We start from the raw sequence: 17,751 nt of genomic DNA, 5'->3' as shown, positions 1-17,751 counted from the left end.
CATCCGAAGAGCGTTTTTAATTCTCGGCCAGTTTTGCCTTCAGAAAGTCACGCACCGGCGCAGGCTCGACGTCGCGCGCGATCACGGCGCGGCCGACGGCCTCCAGCAGAATGAGGGTCAGCTTGCCGCGCTTGACCTTCTTGTCCTGCGCCATCAGCGCCATCAATGCGTCGGCATCAGCCAGTCCTTCCTGGGCGAAACCGCCGATATCCTGCAGCCGGGTCGGCAACCCTACCGCAGTGAGGTGGCGTTTCACGCGCGCCGCATCCGCTTGCGCAATCATGCCCAGAGAAGCAGAGAACTCCGCCGCCAGCGTCATGCCGATAGCGACGCCTTCGCCGTGGAACAGCCGGTCGGAAAAGCCCGTCGCCGCTTCCAGCGCGTGACCGAAGGTGTGGCCGAGATTAAGCAGCGCGCGTTCTCCGGTTTCGCGTTCGTCGCGCGAGACGATCGCAGCTTTGGCGCGGCACGAGGTTGCGATCGCGTGCTCGCGCGCCGCGCCGCCGGAGAAGATGTCGGCGTGATTGGCTTCCAGCCAGGCGAAAAAGGCCTCATCGCCGAGCACGCCATATTTGGCAACCTCCGCATAGCCGGCGCGGAACTGGCGCGGCGACAGCGTGTCGAGCACCGACGTGTCGGCGACGACCAGCACCGGCTGGTGGAACGCCCCGATCAGGTTCTTGCCCTGCGGCGAGTTGATCCCGGTCTTGCCGCCGACCGATGAATCGACCTGCGCCAGCAGCGAGGTCGGCACCTGCACGAAATCGACGCCGCGGCGCAGGATGGCCGCGGCAAAGCCCGCGAGATCGCCGACCACGCCGCCGCCGAGCGCGATGACGAGATCGTTGCGCTCGATCTTGGCCGCGATCAGCGCTTCGCTGACCTCTGTCAGACCGGCATAGCTCTTCGAGCCCTCGCCTTCCTCGACGATGATGCGCGAAGTCGGGATGCCGGCCGCGGCAAGCGACGCCTCGGCCTGTTCCAGCCAATGTTTCGCCACCGTGCGGTCGGTGACGATGGCGGTGCGCGCACCCGGGCGGAGCGCAGCGATCCGTGCGCCAAGCGACGGCAGCATCTCGCGCCCGATCACGATGTCATAGGCGCGGTCGCCGAGTGCGACATCGACGGTGATGGGATCAGAGTGTTTCAATGGCGCAGTCATGATGGGAGGCTAATTCCGTTGGTTGCCGGTTGTGCCGTGCCGTTGCCACAGAGATAGGCATGCAGCGCCTCTAAGCACTCCTCGACGATCCGGTCATGCGGCACGTCGCGCGACGAAATCGTCAGATCGGCGCTCCGGTAGACCGGCTCGCGCTCGCCGAGCAGACGGTTGACCGTGCCCTCGGGATCGGCGGTCTGCAACAGCGGGCGGTCGGCGCGGCGCCGCACCCTGCGCATGATGACATCGGCATCGGCGCGCAGCCAGAGCGAGATCGCCTTGGCACGAATGCAGTTGCGGGTCTCCTCCCGCATGAACGCACCGCCGCCGGTGGCGAGCACCGCCGGCCCGTCGCTAAGCAGGCGGGCGATCACCCGCGCCTCGCCGTCCCTGAAATAGGCCTCGCCATGGGTTTCGAAAATCTCCGGGATCGACATGCCCGCCGCCGCCTCGATCTCGGTGTCGGCATCGGTAAAGGGCAGCCTCAGCCGCGCGGCCAGCCGCCGGCCGATGGTCGATTTGCCGGCGCCCATCATGCCCACCAGCACGATCGTCCTCGACCCCAGCACGGCCAGGATGTCGGCCTCCAGGGTCGGGAGCACAGGGAGCGGTGCGGCGCTGTCTGGCATCTAAAGCTCGGTCTCTCGGCGAATTTGCGGCGTTCCGGTCACCTATACTACCCCCGCCAATACCGTTGCCAGAGCCTTGCAACGGCTGAGGGAACATGATGGATGATGCCAATGGTTAATTCGCCGCCCGAGCCTTCGATATGCCGAGCCTGTTCCGCTTCCTGACGGTCCTCGCCGTGATCGGCGGTATCGGCTACGGGATCATCTTCGCCTTGGCCAATTTCGTGACCCCGAAATCGAGGGAAATGACGGTGACGATCCCGCCGGATAAGTTCCTCAAGAAATAGCCGCTATGGTCAGGGGATGCGTTCCAAGACACGTAGCACATCAGATGCCGGGCTGATCAGCCTGTTCCTCGACATGCTCGCGGCCGAACAGGGCGCGGGCGAAAACACGCTCGACGCCTATCGCCGCGACCTCGAAGACCTCTCCGAATTCCTCACCCATGCCGGCAAGAGCTTTGCCGGCGCCGACACCCAGACGCTGCGCGACTACCTCGCCGACCTCGACACCCGCGGTTTCAAATCAACCAGCGTCGCCCGCCGGCTTTCGTCGATGCGGCATCTGTTCCGATTCTTGCTCAACGAGGGCATCCGCAGCGACGATCCTGCCGCGATCCTCTCTGGCCCGAAGCGCGGCCGCAGCCTGCCCAAGGTGCTGTCGATCGCCGACGTCGACCGCATGCTGACGCGGGCCAAGGAACTCACGCAAATCGACGCGACACCGGCGCAGCGGCTGCGCGCGCTCCGGCTGCATTGCCTCTTGGAGGTGCTGTACGCCACTGGCCTACGCGTCTCCGAACTGGTCTCGCTACCGCTATCGGCGGCGCGGCGCGATGCCCGCATGATCGTGGTGCGAGGCAAGGGCAACAAGGAGCGGCTGGTGCCGCTGAACGAGGCCTCGCGCCAGGCGATGGCCGACTATCTCGCTGCGGTGCAGGTCATGAAGCCGGAGAAGAAGGCGGCGCCGTCGAAATGGCTGTTTCCCTCCTTCGGCGAAAGCGGCCATTTGACCCGGCAGCACTTTGCCCGCGACCTCAAGGAGTTGGCGGCCGCTTCCGGCCTGGCGCCGCGGCTCGTCTCCCCGCACGTGCTGCGGCATGCCTTTGCCAGCCACCTCCTGCACAACGGCGCCGACCTGCGCATCGTCCAGACCCTGCTCGGCCATACCGACATCTCCACCACCCAGATCTATACCCATGTGGTCGAGGAGCGGCTGAAGAGCCTGGTGCGCGACCTGCATCCGCTGGCAGAGAAGGCTTAGCCCGGTCGATCCCCGGATTAGGCTTCCAGGCCGGGCTATGGGTTACGCCTTGACTTCGGCGGCTTCTCACAGGAAAGAGCGTCACCGCTTGCGGTCAGCCCACGCGCCTCGGCTTTGGCTGCGTGTTAACTTGTTGAAGATACAAAACTTCTCTTCCAGACCCCAGACCCGCTTCGCCGCCCGCCAGGTTCCTTCCTATATTGCCGTAATGCCGGATCAGATGCGCAGTTACCTCGACTTCGAAAAACCCGTCGCCGAGCTTGAATCCAAGATCGACGAATTGCGCGCGCTGGCGGCGTCCGGCAGCGACATCGGCGACGAGATCGCGCGGATCGAGGAGAAGGCCGGCCAGGCGCTGGCCGACCTCTATGCCAACCTGACGCCCTGGCAGAAGACGCTGGTGGCGCGGCACCCGCAGCGACCGCATTTCACCGATTTCGTCAGCGCGCTGATCACCGAATTCACGCCGCTGGCCGGCGACCGCAAATTCGCCGACGACGAAGCCCTGCTCGGCGGCTTCGGCCGCTTCCGCGGCGAGAGCATCTGCGTGATCGGCCAGGAAAAGGGCGCCTCCACCGAGAGCCGGATCAAGCACAATTTCGGCATGGCCCGCCCCGAAGGCTACCGCAAGGCGGTCCGGCTGATGGAAATGGCCGACCGTTTCGGCATCCCGGTACTCTCGCTGGTCGATTCGGCCGGCGCCTATCCCGGCATCGGCGCGGAGGAGCGCGGACAGGCCGAAGCGATCGCGCGCTCGACCGACGCCTGCCTGTCACTGGGGGTGCCCAATGTCGCGATCATCACCGGCGAGGGCATGTCGGGCGGCGCGATCGCGATCACCACGGCCAACCGCGTCCTGATGATGGAGCACGCGATCTACAGCGTGATCTCGCCGGAGGCGGCATCCTCGATCCTGTGGCGGGACGGCACCAAGGCGCAGGAAGCCGCCAACAGCATGAAGATCACCGCCCAGGACATGCTGCGATTCGGCGTGATCGACGAGATCCTGAAGGAGCCGCCGGGCGGCGCCCACCGCGATCCCGCCGCCATGATCGCATCCACCGGCGATGCCATCGCCCAGGCCTTCAGCGACCTACGAAATCTTGATGCGGACGCGATCCGCAAGCAGCGCCGCCAGAAGTTTCTCGATATCGGCCGCAAGCTCGCCTAGCTAACCGGCAATCGCGGCATTTTGCTCCGGGTCGGCCGGTTTGGCCGCAATTCGGCCCCGGGGCCGGTCTTTAACTCTTGCTTGACCATGCCTGTCATGGTTCCGGCCCGCCGGGCCCCGTTCAGGTTGCGGGTGGGAAGTCCAAAGGTTAGTATTTTAACGATCGCTTCAAGGCATAAGGGTTGATTTGGGGTTGCCCGAAATGCCTGGTGGGTGTGGAGCTTGGACTTGAATCACCGCACGCTGGTTCGCGCGCTTCTGGCCTCGGCTGCCCTTGCGGCCGCTGTATTGCTCGCCGGTTGCAATAGCGACGACATCTCACTCGCATCGAATGCCAAGGCCAACCAGCCGGTGCCGCCGAAGCTGGTCGCGGCAATCACCGAAAAGGACATGGATCTGCAGTCGCCGATCCTGATCCGCCTGTTCAAGCAGGAAGCCGAGCTCGAAGTCTGGAAGCAGGACCGCTCCGGCAGGTTCGCGCTCTTGAAGACCTATCCGATCTGCCGCTGGTCCGGCGATCTCGGTCCGAAGATCCGCGAGGGCGATCGCCAGGCGCCGGAGGGCTTCTATACGATCAGCCCGGGCCAGATGAACCCGCAATCGGCCTACTACCTCTCCTTCAACACCGGCTACCCCAACGCCTTCGACAAGGCGCTCGGCCGCACCGGCTCACAGTTGATGGTGCATGGCGACTGCTCCTCGCGCGGCTGCTACGCGATGACCGACGAGCAGATCGCGGAGATCTATTCGCTCGGCCGCGAGTCGTTCTTTGGCGGCCAGAAGGCATTCCAGTTGCAGGCCTATCCGTTCCGGATGACGCCGGTGAACATGGCCAAGCACCGCAACAACCCGAACATGCCTTTCTGGAAGATGATCAAGGAAGGCTACGATCATTTCGAAGTGACGAAGCAGGAGCCGAAGGTCGACTTCTGCGAGAAGAAATATGTCTTCGACGCCGCCAAGCCGCCGGGCGCCACCCGCGATCCGGTGTTTGATGCGTCCGCCAAATGCCCGGCCTATGTGATTCCCGACCAGATCGCCGAAGCGGTCCGCCAGAAGCAGCAGGAAGAGGCGACCGAGGTTGCCAAGCTGATTTCCAAGGGCACGCCGGTGGCGCGGATGAACACCGGCATCGACGGCGGCATGAACAAGATCTTCGCCTCCAAGCTGCCGGAGGGCAGCACCGGCCTCTCCGAGGGTGGCGACAGCCAGAGCCTGCAATCACTGTCGCTGGCGCGCGCGCCCGGCACGATCCCGTCCACCGTCAATCCGCCGAAGCCGAACCTGGCGCAGCCGGAAGAGCCGGTGGTGGCGGTGTCGACGACGTCGGCGACGTCATCGGCCCGCGTCGCTTCCGCCACGCAGTCGGGTGAGCAGTCGGAAGGCCTCTTCTCCAGCATCGCCCGCAAGGTCGGGATCGGCGCCACGGCCGACGCCAACGCCGCCGCCACCAGCGTGCCGCCCTCCGCACCAGCGGCCGCCGCGAAGCCCAAAGCTACTGAGGCCAAGTCTGCTGAGGCCAAGTCTGCTGAGGCCAAGTCTGCTGAGATCAAGCCTGCTCAGACCAAGTCGCAATCGGTCGTTCGCGTCGCACCGAAGCCCACCGAAACCAAGCTCGCTGCCGCCAAGCCGGCGCTCAAGCCGACCGTCACCGATGCGCCGGCCACCTCGACCGCCGCAGCCGCGCCGGCCGCCAGGGACACGCAGCTCTCAGGCTCGCAGCCGATCGTGCAGCCAAACTCCTTCGACAACCGCTTCGGAGCGATGAGGTAGAAGCGGCGCGGCGTTCTACCCGCCTGCGATCCTCCCAACATCCGCACCGCCGCCGTCCCCGCGAAAGCGGGGTTCCATGACCACAGGAAGGCGTTGTGGCGCGAGCAAGCGGTTGCGACGGAGCACACAACAGACGCCTGTGGTTATGGGTCCCGGGTCCCGGCTTCGCCGCGGCGCGCAAGCCCGGGACGACGCGGGGAGAGTTCTGATTCAAATGTCAAACAGCGATTCCGTAGGATGGGTAGAGCGAAGCGAAACCCATCAGCTTCGGCGGCAAGCGGCACGAATGATGGGTTTCGCTTCGCTCTACCCATCCTACGTCTGATTCAAACGGCGGATGTGAGTCCGCATTCTCGCGGCACGTTGCGTCCGAGCTTGCGTCTCGTTCCACCCTCTCATTGAACAGAGGGCGCAGGGAAAGCCGGGTGCTGGTTGCACCCGTGGGTCCCGTGCAACAAAAAGCACGGGGGTAGGACCACAGGTTCAACCGAAGCATTCCGGCTTTCCCTGCGCGATGGTTTACGGCTTACTTCGCGCTCTCCCCGGTGACCGGGCTCTTTTGCCACCGTCACTTCATAGAAGCTTAGCGCCAGCGTCGGGGCGCCAGGACCACACGACTTCGCCGTCCGTGATGCGTGTGCTCGTCAGTCACATCCATCACGTCCACCGCATCTCACCGCAACGTTCGTGACGATCGCGAGCCGCCCCTCATTTGGGTGAGACGCGCGGAGTTAAATCACTGATTTGCCCGACGACGGAAGCGGAATGTTTTTTGCGCGAGGACTGGACGGAGCAAATCAGGTTGAAATCGCTCGCGAATTTCTCTCCGTCATTCCGGGGCATCGCGAAAGCGATGAGCCCGGAATCCATCCAACCGCAGAGCATGCGGCGAAATGGATTCCGGGTTCGCGCTGCGCGCGCCCCGGAATGACGGATAGTGAGGAGCCCGTGGCCCATCCCTCGAGACGCCGCTAGCGCGGCTCCTCGGGATGAGGTCCGTTATTTTCGAGAGAGCGGAATGCTGCCCGCTTACGGGCAGCTCATCTCACGCATACCGGCCGTGGCAGTGCTTGTACTTCTTGCCGCTGCCGCAAGGGCAATCCTCGTTGCGGCCGACCTTGCCCCAGGTGGCGGGGTTGTTGGGATCGCGGTCGGAGGGGGCGGCCTTCGGCACCAGCGAGGCGTTGGCGAAGGACATCTCGTCCTCGCCGGTGTTGGGATCGAGCTTGTGCGCTTCCATCGCCGGCAACACCGGCTGCTGCTCCTCCGGCGGGATGATCTCGACCCGCATCAATTGCGCGGTGACGGCTTCGCGCAGATGCGAGCTCATCTCCTGGAAGAGGTTGAAGGCTTCGGTCTTGTACTCCTGCAGCGGATCGCGCTGGCCATAGCCGCGCAGGCCGATCACCTGGCGCAGATGGTCGAGCATGATCAGGTGCTCGCGCCAGAGATGGTCGAGCGTCTGCAACAGGATCGTCTTCTCGACGTAGCGCATCACGTCGGGGCCCCATTGCGCGACCTTGGCCGCCATGCGCTCGTCGACATTCTTTTCGATCCGCGCCAAGAGCTCCTCGTCGGCGATGCCCTCTTCCTTGGCCCATTCGTCGACCGGCAGGTCGATATCGAGCACCCGCTTCAATTCGTCCTTCAGACCAGCCGCATCCCACTGCTCGGCATAGGCATGCTCCGGGATATGCTTGGCCACCAGATCCTCGATGAAGGCGTGGCGCATGTCGGTGACGGTCTCGGCGACGCTCTCGTCCTTCATCAGTTCGACGCGCTGGTCGAAGATCACCTTGCGCTGGTCGTTCTGGACGTTGTCGAATTTGAGCAGGTTCTTGCGGATGTCGAAGTTGCGCGCTTCGACCTTCTGCTGCGCCTTTTCCAGCGCCTTGTTGATCCAGGGATGGATGATCGCCTCGCCCTCTTTCAGGCCGAGCCGGGTCAGCATGCTGTCGAGCCGGTCGGACCCGAAGATGCGCATCAGATCGTCTTCCAGCGACAGGAAGAATTTCGAGCGGCCGGGGTCGCCCTGGCGGCCGGAACGGCCGCGGAGCTGGTTGTCGATGCGGCGGGATTCATGCCGCTCGGAGCCGATAATGTAGAGGCCGCCGGGCTTGGTCACCGTCTTCGCAGGCTTGCTGCCCTTGGCGGGCTCGACCTCGACGATCTCCTCGGCCTTCAAGACGATCTCGCGGAAGCGCTCGATGTCGGCCTTGATCTGCTCGATCTTCTGCGCCTTCTCGGCTTCATCGGTGATCGCAGCCGTCTCCTGCTGGATCCGCATCTCGAGCGAGCCGCCGAGCTTGATGTCGGTACCACGGCCGGCCATGTTGGTCGCGATCGTGATCGCGCCGGGCACGCCGGCTTCGGCGACGATATAGGCTTCCTGCTCGTGGAAGCGCGCATTCAAGACCGCGAACAGCTTGGCCGGCTTGCCGGCGCGCGCCGCGGCATAGAGCTTGTCGAGCGCGCCGTGATTGCTGAAGTCGATCTGCTTGTAGCCGTGCTTGCGCAAATATTCGGCCAGCACTTCGGATTTCTCGATCGAGGCGGTGCCGACCAGGACCGGCTGCAGCCGCTTGTTGGCGCGTTCGATCTCAGCGAGGATCGCGGCGTATTTTTCGGTCTGCGTACGATAGACCTCGTCGTCCTCGTCGAGGCGCGCCACCGGCAGGTTGGTCGGGATCTCCACGACCTCGAGCTTGTAGATGTCGAACAATTCGTCGGCTTCGGTCGCGGCCGTGCCGGTCATGCCCGCCAGCTTCTCGTACATCCGGAAATAGTTCTGGAAGGTGATCGAGGCGAGCGTCTGGTTCTCCGGCTGGACCTGGACGTGCTCTTTGGCTTCCAGCGCCTGGTGCAGGCCTTCCGAGTAGCGGCGCCCCGGCATCATGCGTCCGGTGAACTCGTCGATGATGACGACCTCGCCGTCGCGAACGATGTAATCCTTGTCGCGGGTGAACAGCGTGTGCGCGCGCAGCGCCTGGTTGACGTGGTGAACGACCGAGACGTTCTCGACGTCATAGAGGGAGTCGCCCTTGAGCTGGCCGGCATCGCGCAGCAGCCCTTCGAGCTTTTCCATGCCGCCTTCGGTCAGCGTCACCGTGCGCTGCTTCTCGTCGACCTCGTAGTCCGACTTGTCGAGCTTGGGAAAGAACGTGTCGATGGTGTTGTAGAAATCCGAACGGTCGTCGAGCGGGCCGGAGATGATCAGCGGCGTCCGCGCCTCGTCGATCAGGATCGAGTCGACTTCGTCGACGATGGCGTAATAGTGCCCGCGCTGGACCATGTCCTCCAGGCGGTACTTCATGTTGTCGCGGAGGTAGTCGAAGCCGTATTCGTTGTTGGTGCCGTAGGTGATGTCGCAGCCATAGGCCGTCTTGCGCTCGGCATCATCGAGCCCGTGGACGATGACGCCGGTGCTCATGCCGAGGAAGGAATAGATCTGGCCCATCCAGCCGGAGTCACGGCGGGCAAGGTAATCGTTGACGGTGACGACATGGACGCCCTTGCCGGCAAGTGCGTTGAGATAGACCGCGAGCGTCGCCACCAGCGTCTTGCCTTCGCCGGTCTTCATCTCGGCGATGTCGCCCTCATGCAGCACCATGCCGCCGATGAGCTGCACATCGAAATGGCGCTGGCCGAGGGTGCGCTTGGCTGCTTCGCGGACGGTGGCGAAGGCCGGAACCAGGAGGTCGTCGAGCGTCTTGCCGTTCGCCAGCTCCTGCCGGAATTCGGCGGTGCGGGCCTTCAGCGCCTCGTCCGAGAGCTTTGCGAGCTCGGGCTCCAATGCGTTGATGGCGTTGACGCGGGCCTGATAGCCCTTCACCCGCCGGTCGTTGGCGGAGCCGAACAATTTGCGGGCGAGCGCGCCGATCATGCGTAGTTCCTGTTCTTCTGCGTTGCAACCAGAGCGTGGTGCCGCCGATTGTCTATCAACTCACCGTGACGCACCCCGGCAACGGCCCCAACCTGGGGCCCGATCCGCCAATTAAGTGGGAAGCAAGCAATCCAAGGTTCAACGGCCAAAAACGTAAGCAAAATGAGCGCTATCGCCATTGACACGATGGGCCAGAGATATGGCCCGCTCCGGGGGTTGTCAACGCTCGGCAGGATGTCAAGGAATTCATCATTTTGTCAGACTTTTCGCGTTGCCAAGGCGGCTTGATTGGGCGAGTGTCCGCCCCGCTCAAGAGAAGTTCCCCTGTTCGAGACAAGTTAAGGATTTTGCATGACCACGTCGTTCGCGGAAATGAAACCCGGCTTGCGTATCGGCCTCGCATCCCTGGCCGTGACCGGCTCGATCGCCGCGGTTCTCGCCTTCGGTCTGCCGGTCCGCGCTGAGGATTCCAACCCGGTGCTTGCCAAGGTCAACGGGCAGGAGATCCGCCAGAGCGATGTGGCAATCGCCGAAGAGGAACTTGGGCCGAGCCTGCAGCAGATGGACCCTGCGACGCGGAAGGATAACCTTCTGGCCTTCCTGATCGACATGAAGATCGTCGCCAAGGCCGCCGAGGACAAGAAGGTCGACAATACCGACGAGTTCAAGAAGCGCCTCGCCTTCACCCGCAACCGCCTCCTGATGGATAGCCTGCTTGCCAGCGAGGGCAAGGCTGCGACCACCGATGACGCCATGAAGAAGGTCTATGAGGAGGCCTCCAAGCAGATCACCGGCGAACAGGAAGTGCATGCCCGCCACATCCTGGTCGAGACCGAGGACGAAGCCAAGGCGATCAAGGCCGAGCTCGCGAAGGGCGCCGATTTCGCCGAGCTCGCCAAGAAGAAGTCGAAGGATCCCGGCGCCTCCGATGGCGGCGACCTCGGCTTCTTCACCAAGGAACAGATGGTGCCGGAATTTTCCGCCGTCGCCTTTTCGCTCGAGCCGGGCAAGATCTCCGACCCCGTGAAGTCGCAGTTCGGCTGGCACATCATCAAGGTCGAGGAGAAGCGCAACCGCACCGCGCCGCCGTTCGACCAGGTCAAGAGCCAGATCGAGACCTATGTGACCCGCAAGGCACAGGCCGACTATGTCGCCAAGCTGCGCGAGGCTGCCAAGATCGAGCGCACGGACAAGCCGGAAGAGACCGCCAAGAGCGACGCCAAGCCGGACGCCGCGGCGCCCGCCGCCAAGCCGTCCGACTCCAAGATGGCACCGCCGGCGAAGAAGTAAGAATTCGCTGTCACTTCAGCGAAGCCAATAGTATCTACACTCGTCATGGCCGGGCTTGTCCCGGCCATCTACGTCTTGGCGCCTCGCCGGCCGGGAAAAGGACGTGGATGGCCGGGACATCCTGCGCGAAGACGCGCTTCGCGCTTTAGCCCGGCCATGACGATTGCGCCTGCCTGATTGGAATCCGCCATGTCCACCGCCGTTTCTCCCCTCGCCCCGACAGACGTTCCCGATTTGCCCGCGATTGCGGGTGTCAGGCTTGCGACGGCGGCGGCCGGCATCCGCTACAAGGGGCGCACCGATGTGCTGCTCGCGGTGATGGACAAGGGCACCACCGTCGCCGGTGTCTTCACCAAGTCGAAATGCCCGTCAGCCCCGGTGGAGTGGTGCCGCGCCAAGCTCGGCAAAGGCGGATCTTCTAAGGGAGGATTTGCACGCGCGCTGGTGGTCAATTCCGGCAATGCCAATGCCTTCACCGGCAAAACCGGCAAGCAGTCGACCGCGCTGACCGCGCAGATCGCCGCCAAGGCGGTCGGCTGCGGCGTCAATGAGGTGTTTTTGGCCTCCACCGGCGTGATCGGCGAGCCGCTCGATGCGACCAAGTTCGACGGCGTGCTGGCGACGCTGGCCGAGCAAGCCGGGCCCGACGACTGGATGGGCGCGGCGAAGGCGATCATGACCACCGACACCTTCCCGAAGGTCGCGACCGCGACCGTGAAGCTCGGCAAGGCCAAGGTGACGATCAACGGCATGGCCAAGGGCGCCGGCATGATCGCGCCCGACATGGCGACGATGCTGTCCTTCATCTTCACCGATGCGCCGCTGTCATCAGCCGCGCTGCAGCAGCTCCTGAAGAGCGGGGTCGAGGACACCTTCAACGCCGTCACCATCGACGGCGACACCTCGACATCCGACACGCTATTGGCATTCGCGACCGGCACCGCGGCCGCGAACGGCGCACCGAAGATCAGCCGCGCCAGCGACCCGCGCCTGAAAGCATTCGCAAAGGCGTTCCGCGATGTGCTCGCCAACCTTGCCGAACAGGTGGCGCGCGACGGCGAAGGCGCGCGGAAACTGGTCGAGATCATCGTCGATGGCGCGACGACCAAGGCTTCCGCTCGCAAGATCGCGATGTCGGTGGCGAACTCGCCGCTGGTCAAGACCGCGATCGCCGGCGAGGACGCCAATTGGGGCCGGGTGGTGATGGCGGTCGGCAAGGCCGGCGAGCCCGCCAACCGCGACAAGCTCTCGATTTCCTTCAACGGCATCCGCGTCGCCAAGAGCGGCGCCCGCGATCCCTCCTACAACGAGGCGGAAGTGTCGCAGGCGATGAAAGCGCCGAAGATCCAGATCAAGGTCAATCTCGGCCTCGGCAAGGGCCGCGACCGTGTGCTGACCTGCGATCTCACCAAGGAATATGTCGCGATCAACGGCGATTACAGGTCATAGGACACCGTCGTCCCTGCGAAAGCAGGGACCCATAACCACAGGGAGGCGTTGTGGCGCGCGCAAGTGGTTGTAGCGGAGCACATCGCTAAACCCTGTGGTTATGGGTCCCGGCGCAAGGCCGGGACGACAGCGGAGTTCGGGCGGACTGCATGACCGATATCAAACTCACCCTCGTGGTTGCCTGCGCGCTCATCGATGCCGACAAGCGCGTGCTGCTGGCGCAGCGGCCTGCCGGCAAGCCGATGGCGGGGCTCTGGGAATTTCCGGGCGGCAAGGTCGAGGCCGGCGAACGGCCGGAAGCGACGCTGATCCGCGAATTGCATGAAGAACTCGGCATCACCGTCGCCGAGCCCTGCCTGGCGCCGCTGACCTTCGCGAGCCACGCCTATGAGACGTTTCACCTGCTGATGCCGCTCTATATCTGCCGGCGCTGGGACGGCATGGTGACGGCGCGCGAGGGACAGAATCTCGCCTGGGTCCGCGCCAACAAATTGCGCGAGTACGAAATGCCGGCGGCGGACATTCCGCTGATCCCGCATCTGATTGATCTGCTGTTGTAGGCCCCGCACTCGTCATGGCCGGGCTTGTCCCGGCCATCCACGTCTTGGAACGCTCAGGAAAGGACGTGGATGCCCGGCACAAGGCCGGGCATGACGGCGGCAGTTGGCTCAGGCTTTCCCTGCCCGCTTCACCGCCTCTGCCAAGCTCGCTTTCGCCGAACCCGGCCGCAGCGGTTTTTGCTGGCTTTCATGCGGTGCCCAGCCGGACAGCCAGATCACGTCGAAGGTGGCGCGGATGCGGCCGTCAGGATCGGCGAAGCGCTCGGCATAGATTTGCGCCAACCGCAATAGCGTGGCGCGGCGGGTTGGCGCGCGGCGCCGCTCGACCAGGATATTGGTGGCGCCCATGCGCCGCAATTCCTGCATCAGCGCGAAGGCGTTGGCGTAGCGCACCACGATGCGGTCGACGTCGGTCACCGGCAGCGCGAAGCCGGCACGCTGCAACAGCGCGCCGATGTCGCGCAAATCGGCGAATGGCGCCACGCGCGGCGACACTCCGCCCTCGCATTCGGATTCGGCCGCGGCGAAGGATTGCCGAAGCTCGGTCAACGTATCGCCGCCGATCATCGCCGCGAGCAACAGCCCGTCGGGCCTGAGCGCGCGACGTACCTGCGCGAGCACGCCGGGAAGATCGTTGACGAACTGGAAAGCGAGCGCGGAGACCGCAAGATCGAGCGAAGCCGGCTGCAGCGGAAGGACTTCGGCAGCCTCGAACGCAACCTCGCGGACGGACTTGCATCGTGCGCGCAAGAGATCATGGAGCGCATTGCCCGGCGTCCAGATGTCGGCGGCATCGGCAAACTCCCGCGTGACCGCCTGCAAACGCTCCGCCATGTCCTCGCCGACGCGCTCGAGCAGGAAGGTGACCGGCGCATCGCGCCGCGCGCGCTTCAGCCGCGCCGCGAGCAGCGAACGATCGAACAACACAGGTGTGGTCGGATTTGCGGCCATGCCCGCTGGTTACGCCCTGCCTTCGCCTCTGGCAACGCAATGCTTGAGCTGACACGATCATGAGGCTAGCCTCGGTCCATGGGCGCCGAGGCATCACCATCCCGCTCCATTGCAGGCCATCTGCGCGGCGCGCTGAGCGTTGCGCAGGGAGCATGGACGCATGCAGCACGGCTGATGCTCGACATCGCGCTGCCGACGCTGTGCGTTTCGTGCCGCGAGCCGGTCGATGGCGAGGGCGTCTGCGCCGCCTGCTGGGCCAAATTGTCGTTCATTGCACCACCGTTCTGCCCGCGGCTCGGCATTCCCTTCGTCTACGACCCCGGTCCGGAGCTGTTGTCGATGGAGGCGATCGCCAGTCCGCCGGCCTACCAGCGCGCCCGCGCCGCGGTGCGCTATGACGACGTCGCGCGCACGCTGGTGCACGCATTGAAATTCCAGGACCGCACGGATCTCGCGCCAGCAATGGGCCGCTGGATGGCGCGCGCGGGGAAGGAATTGCTTCGCGACGCCGATATTTTGGTACCAGTTCCCCTGCACTGGCGGCGCGGCTGGAGCCGCCGCTACAATCAATCCGGCGCGCTTGCCCGCGTCATTTCGCGCCAGAGCGGCGTCGCGCTCGCCCCCGATGCGCTGCGCCGGGTGCGCTCGACCGAGCAGCAGGTCGGATTGTCGCGGGCGCAGCGGGCGACCAATGTCCAGGGTGCTTTCAAAGTGGGGCCGGACCGCGCGGCCGAAGTCCAGGGCCGCCGCGTGATCCTGGTCGATGACGTCCTGACCTCGGGAGCGACGGTCGACGCCTGCGCGCGGGCGCTTCTGCGCGCCAAGGCGGCACAGGTCGATGTGCTGGTGTTCGCCCGGGTTGTCGATAGCCACAAAACTCCCATATAATCCCGGACAAAATCACAACCGAGCGCACCATGACCACTGCGATTGAAATCTATACCCGCCCGGGCTGCGGCTACTGCAGCGCGGCCAAGTCGCTTCTGACCCGCAAGAAGGCGGCGTTCACCGAATTCAACGTGGCCAGCGACGCGGCCTATCGCGACGAGATGTACAAGCGGGCCGGCGCCGGTTCGACCTTTCCGCAGATCTTCATCGGCAGCACCCATGTCGGCGGCTGTGACGAGCTCTATGCGCTCGACCGCGAGGGCAAGCTCGATGGCCTCTTAGCCAGCGAAGGCGTGGCCTGATGAGTGCCGACAGCACCTTCACCGCAGCCATGGTGCAGATGCGCACCTCGCTTCTGCCGGAGCCGAGCCTCGAGCAGGGCATGAAGCTGGTGCGCGAGGCGGCGGCGCAAGGCGCGGACTATGTGCTCACACCCGAAGTGAGCAACATGATGCAATTGAACCGCAAGGCGCTGTTCGAGCATCTGGCGACGGAAGAGGACGACAAGTCGCTGAGGGCCTATCGCGCGCTCGCAGCCGAATTGAAGATCCATCTGCATATCGGCTCGCTGGCACTGCGCTTCTCGCCGGAGAAGGCCGTGAACCGGTCCTTCCTGATCGGTCCGGACGGCAATCTGCTCGCCAGCTACGACAAGATCCATATGTTCGATATCGATCTGCCCGGCGGCGAGAGCTACCGCGAATCGGCCAATTACCAGCCGGGCGAGACTGCTGTGATCTCCGATCTGCCCTGGGGCCGGATCGGATTGACGATCTGCTACGACGTGCGCTTCCCGGCGCTGTACCGCGCGCTGGCCGAAAGCGGCGCGTCCTTCCTCACCGTACCGTCCGCCTTCACCCGCAAGACCGGCGAGGCGCATTGGCACATTCTGCTCCGCTCGCGCGCCATCGAGACCGGCTGCTTCGTGTTTGCCGCCGCGCAAGCCGGCCTGCACGAGAACAAGCGCGAGACCTATGGTCATTCGCTGATCATCGATCCCTGGGGCGAGATCCTCGCCGAGGGCGGCGTCGAGCCGGGCGTGTTCCTGGCGAAGATCGATCCGGCCAAGGTCGAGACCGCGCGCAGGGCGATTCCCTCGCTGCAGCACGGACGGCGTTTCACCGTCGCCGACCCCAAGGCAGGTCCGGAGCATCTGCACCTCGTCCGGGGCTCAGCATGATCCGCTACAACCTGCGCTGCGAACGGGGCCACGCTTTCGAAAGCTGGTTCCAGAATTCGTCGGCTTACGATTCTCAGGTCCGCCGCAAGCTCGTGGCCTGCCCGACCTGCGGCTCGTCCAAGGTCGAGAAGGCGATCATGGCGCCACAGATCGTCGGCAAGAAGGGCCGTGAAACCGCAGCGCCCGCACCCGCCGAGCAGCCGGCGCCCGCGCCGGCCGAATCGACGCCGCTGATGATGGCGCAGGAGCGCGAACTGCGCGCCAAGCTGAAGGAATTGCGCGACCACATCGTCAAGAACGCCGACAATGTCGGCGACCGCTTCCCCAACGAGGCGCGCAAGATGCATTACGGCGATATCGAGCACCGTCCGATCTACGGCGAGGCTTCGCCGGAGGAAGCCCGCTCGCTGATCGAGGAAGGCGTCGAGGTCTCGCCGCTGCCGGTGCTGCCGGACGACCGCAACTGATCCTCACGCCGCGATCAATAGCGCCACACCGATCACGATCAGGACGATGCCGGAAAGCTCGCGCGGCGAGATCGGCTGCTTGAACGAATAATACGCTACGCCCTGCGCGAACAAGACTTCGATCAGGGCCAATGTGCGCACGTTCGCCGCCGCCGTCAGCGCGAAGGCGAGGAACCAGAATTGCGAGGCGAACGCGCCCATGAAGCCCGCCAGCATCGATGGCCGCCATAATCCGAGGATCGCCTTGAGCACCCCGGGCGCCCGCAGCAACAGATAGATCGACAGCACCAGCGTCTGCACGAACAGGCCGAACACCAGCGTATAGGACGACGCCGTCACGAAGGAGACGCCGGGCACCGCGATGATCGCGCCGCGAAAGCCGATCGCAGACAGCGCGAACGCGGCCGCGGCGACCAGGCCCATGATGGTCGGCCTCAGCTCCGCAAATCCTTTCTCGCCGCCGGGCCGCAGCGCGGTGATGACGACCCCGACGGTCGCGATCAGGATCGCGATCACCTTCAGCAAGGTGAGATGATCGCCCAGGAAGACGAAGCCGAAGATCGCGGTCTGGATCGCCTCGGTCTTCAGATAAGCCGTCGTCACCACGAAGGACCGCTCGTTCATCGCCAGCAGCATCAGGCCGGTGCCGACGATCTGGCTGAGCGCACCGAGCAGCAGCCACGGCCAGAACGCCACCGGCGGCCACGGAGCGGAATCGCCGGTCACCACGATGACCAGCGCAAAAAACAGGATCGAGAACGGAAAGCCGAACAGGAAGCGGATATTGGTCGCGCCCCAGGTCCCGAGCGGCCCGGTCAGCGACCGCTGCATCGCATTGCGCGCAACCTGCCCGAGCGCGGCGACGATGGTGAAAGGAATCCAGAGCCAGGAAATCGTTAGCATCTGCGCAAGAATCGCGGGGGCGGGGAACGGCATCACCGTGGCGGGCGCCGGGCGCGCGGTCAACCGGAACAGCGCATGACAGGATTGCGCCAGGGCAACATATACGGTGTCGTCCCTGCGAAAGCACTAGGGCATGCACAGATGTGGTGCGGTGCGGCGGATTGACTCGGGGCGGGTGTGAGGGA

At 64.6% G+C, this 17,751-nt stretch carries 16 protein-coding genes; 11 read left to right on the top strand and 5 right to left on the bottom strand.

Going from position 1 to position 17,751, the window contains the following annotated elements; all coding sequences use genetic code 11:
- Positions 1–16 precede the first annotated feature (16 nt).
- The gene (aroB, locus tag ACZXDY_RS34980) at positions 17–1,162 is read right to left on the bottom strand and encodes a 3-dehydroquinate synthase (protein WP_464348667.1); all 1,146 of its coding nucleotides are present in this window, start codon (positions 1,160–1,162) and stop codon (positions 17–19) included.
- Complete coding sequence (locus tag ACZXDY_RS34975) at positions 1,159–1,788, bottom strand: shikimate kinase (RefSeq protein WP_028164224.1); 630 nt, start codon at positions 1,786–1,788, stop codon at positions 1,159–1,161. Before ACZXDY_RS34975 ends, aroB begins: the two co-directional genes overlap by 4 nt.
- Positions 1,789–1,928: 140 nt before the next feature.
- On the opposite strand from ACZXDY_RS34975, the gene ACZXDY_RS34970 reads away from it, so the two are divergent.
- The 4 genes from ACZXDY_RS34970 to ACZXDY_RS34955 all read left to right on the top strand — a co-directional run bounded on the left by ACZXDY_RS34970 (position 1,929) and on the right by ACZXDY_RS34955 (position 5,995).
- Positions 1,929–2,075: a hypothetical protein gene (locus ACZXDY_RS34970; protein WP_035690322.1), complete on the top strand. Its 147-nt coding sequence runs from the start codon at positions 1,929–1,931 to the stop codon at positions 2,073–2,075.
- A gap of 16 nt (positions 2,076–2,091) precedes the next feature.
- A complete protein-coding gene (gene xerD / locus ACZXDY_RS34965) occupies positions 2,092–3,051 on the top strand; it encodes a site-specific tyrosine recombinase XerD (RefSeq protein ID WP_464348666.1) in 960 nt (319 codons plus the stop codon).
- A gap of 208 nt (positions 3,052–3,259) precedes the next feature.
- Positions 3,260–4,222: an acetyl-CoA carboxylase carboxyltransferase subunit alpha gene (locus tag ACZXDY_RS34960; protein WP_464348665.1), complete on the top strand. Its 963-nt coding sequence runs from the start codon at positions 3,260–3,262 to the stop codon at positions 4,220–4,222.
- Between the two features lie 228 nt (positions 4,223–4,450).
- Complete coding sequence (locus ACZXDY_RS34955; protein ID WP_464348664.1) at positions 4,451–5,995, top strand: L,D-transpeptidase family protein; 1,545 nt, start codon at positions 4,451–4,453, stop codon at positions 5,993–5,995.
- A 1,045-nt stretch (positions 5,996–7,040) separates the two neighbouring features.
- Here ACZXDY_RS34955 and secA read toward each other — a convergent pair.
- On the bottom strand, positions 7,041–9,878 hold the full coding sequence (secA, locus tag ACZXDY_RS34950; protein ID WP_464348663.1) for a preprotein translocase subunit SecA: 2,838 nt from the start codon (positions 9,876–9,878) through the stop codon (positions 7,041–7,043).
- Positions 9,879–10,229: 351 nt separating this feature from the next.
- Here secA and ACZXDY_RS34945 point away from each other — a divergent pair, with 351 nt between their 5' ends.
- The 3 genes from ACZXDY_RS34945 to ACZXDY_RS34935 all read left to right on the top strand — a co-directional run bounded on the left by ACZXDY_RS34945 (position 10,230) and on the right by ACZXDY_RS34935 (position 13,177).
- Positions 10,230–11,168, top strand: coding sequence for a peptidylprolyl isomerase (locus tag ACZXDY_RS34945; RefSeq protein ID WP_464348662.1), 939 nt, complete (start codon positions 10,230–10,232; stop codon positions 11,166–11,168).
- Positions 11,169–11,357: 189 nt separating this feature from the next.
- Positions 11,358–12,617 (top strand): bifunctional glutamate N-acetyltransferase/amino-acid acetyltransferase ArgJ, encoded by a 1,260-nt coding sequence (argJ, locus tag ACZXDY_RS34940; protein ID WP_464348661.1) that lies wholly within the window; start codon positions 11,358–11,360, stop codon positions 12,615–12,617.
- Between the two features lie 149 nt (positions 12,618–12,766).
- The gene (locus ACZXDY_RS34935; RefSeq protein WP_464348660.1) at positions 12,767–13,177 is read left to right on the top strand and encodes a (deoxy)nucleoside triphosphate pyrophosphohydrolase; all 411 of its coding nucleotides are present in this window, start codon (positions 12,767–12,769) and stop codon (positions 13,175–13,177) included.
- 108 nt (positions 13,178–13,285) lie between these two features.
- On the opposite strand, the gene ACZXDY_RS34930 is transcribed toward ACZXDY_RS34935, so the two are convergent.
- Entirely contained in the window at positions 13,286–14,128 is an 843-nt protein-coding gene (locus ACZXDY_RS34930) for a methyltransferase domain-containing protein (protein ID WP_464348659.1), read from the bottom strand.
- A gap of 78 nt (positions 14,129–14,206) precedes the next feature.
- Between ACZXDY_RS34930 and ACZXDY_RS34925 the strand changes: the two genes are divergently transcribed.
- The 4 genes from ACZXDY_RS34925 to ACZXDY_RS34910 are packed head-to-tail and all read left to right on the top strand — an operon-like array spanning position 14,207 to position 16,663.
- On the top strand, positions 14,207–15,016 hold the full coding sequence (locus ACZXDY_RS34925; protein ID WP_464348658.1) for a ComF family protein: 810 nt from the start codon (positions 14,207–14,209) through the stop codon (positions 15,014–15,016).
- 29 nt (positions 15,017–15,045) lie between these two features.
- Positions 15,046–15,318, top strand: coding sequence for a glutaredoxin 3 (grxC, locus tag ACZXDY_RS34920; RefSeq protein ID WP_464348657.1), 273 nt, complete (start codon positions 15,046–15,048; stop codon positions 15,316–15,318).
- Positions 15,318–16,196, top strand: coding sequence for a carbon-nitrogen hydrolase family protein (locus tag ACZXDY_RS34915; protein ID WP_464348656.1), 879 nt, complete (start codon positions 15,318–15,320; stop codon positions 16,194–16,196). The genes grxC and ACZXDY_RS34915 overlap by 1 nt, the downstream gene beginning before the upstream one ends.
- Positions 16,193–16,663: a DUF1178 family protein gene (locus tag ACZXDY_RS34910; RefSeq protein WP_464348655.1), complete on the top strand. Its 471-nt coding sequence runs from the start codon at positions 16,193–16,195 to the stop codon at positions 16,661–16,663. Before ACZXDY_RS34915 ends, ACZXDY_RS34910 begins: the two co-directional genes overlap by 4 nt.
- A 3-nt stretch (positions 16,664–16,666) precedes the next feature.
- Here ACZXDY_RS34910 and ACZXDY_RS34905 read toward each other — a convergent pair whose 3' ends face one another.
- Positions 16,667–17,566 carry an EamA family transporter gene (locus ACZXDY_RS34905; RefSeq protein WP_464348654.1) on the bottom strand — a complete coding sequence of 300 codons (900 nt, stop codon included), beginning with the start codon at positions 17,564–17,566 and terminating at the stop codon, positions 16,667–16,669.
- Positions 17,567–17,751 lie beyond the last annotated feature (185 nt).

Source organism: Bradyrhizobium sp. LeoB3 (assembly GCF_055456055.1).
Note: the sequence above shows the minus strand (reverse complement) of the source record. Positions and strands in the feature narration are given on the sequence as shown.

Bases quoted from the DNA above. Each gene is read 5' to 3' on its own strand.
- aroB (WP_464348667.1), bottom strand. From the start codon at position 1,162: ATGACTGCGCCATTGAAACACTCTGATCCCATCACCGTCGATGTCGCA.
- ACZXDY_RS34975 (WP_028164224.1), bottom strand. From the start codon at position 1,788: ATGCCAGACAGCGCCGCACCGCTCCCTGTGCTCCCGACCCTGGAGGCC.
- ACZXDY_RS34970 (WP_035690322.1), top strand. From the start codon at position 1,929: ATGCCGAGCCTGTTCCGCTTCCTGACGGTCCTCGCCGTGATCGGCGGT.
- xerD (WP_464348666.1), top strand. From the start codon at position 2,092: ATGCGTTCCAAGACACGTAGCACATCAGATGCCGGGCTGATCAGCCTG.
- ACZXDY_RS34960 (WP_464348665.1), top strand. From the start codon at position 3,260: ATGCCGGATCAGATGCGCAGTTACCTCGACTTCGAAAAACCCGTCGCC.
- secA (WP_464348663.1), bottom strand. From the start codon at position 9,878: ATGATCGGCGCGCTCGCCCGCAAATTGTTCGGCTCCGCCAACGACCGG.
- ACZXDY_RS34945 (WP_464348662.1), top strand. From the start codon at position 10,230: ATGACCACGTCGTTCGCGGAAATGAAACCCGGCTTGCGTATCGGCCTC.
- argJ (WP_464348661.1), top strand. From the start codon at position 11,358: ATGTCCACCGCCGTTTCTCCCCTCGCCCCGACAGACGTTCCCGATTTG.
- ACZXDY_RS34935 (WP_464348660.1), top strand. From the start codon at position 12,767: ATGACCGATATCAAACTCACCCTCGTGGTTGCCTGCGCGCTCATCGAT.
- ACZXDY_RS34930 (WP_464348659.1), bottom strand. From the start codon at position 14,128: ATGGCCGCAAATCCGACCACACCTGTGTTGTTCGATCGTTCGCTGCTC.
- ACZXDY_RS34925 (WP_464348658.1), top strand. From the start codon at position 14,207: ATGGGCGCCGAGGCATCACCATCCCGCTCCATTGCAGGCCATCTGCGC.
- grxC (WP_464348657.1), top strand. From the start codon at position 15,046: ATGACCACTGCGATTGAAATCTATACCCGCCCGGGCTGCGGCTACTGC.
- ACZXDY_RS34915 (WP_464348656.1), top strand. From the start codon at position 15,318: ATGAGTGCCGACAGCACCTTCACCGCAGCCATGGTGCAGATGCGCACC.
- ACZXDY_RS34910 (WP_464348655.1), top strand. From the start codon at position 16,193: ATGATCCGCTACAACCTGCGCTGCGAACGGGGCCACGCTTTCGAAAGC.
- ACZXDY_RS34905 (WP_464348654.1), bottom strand. From the start codon at position 17,566: ATGCTAACGATTTCCTGGCTCTGGATTCCTTTCACCATCGTCGCCGCG.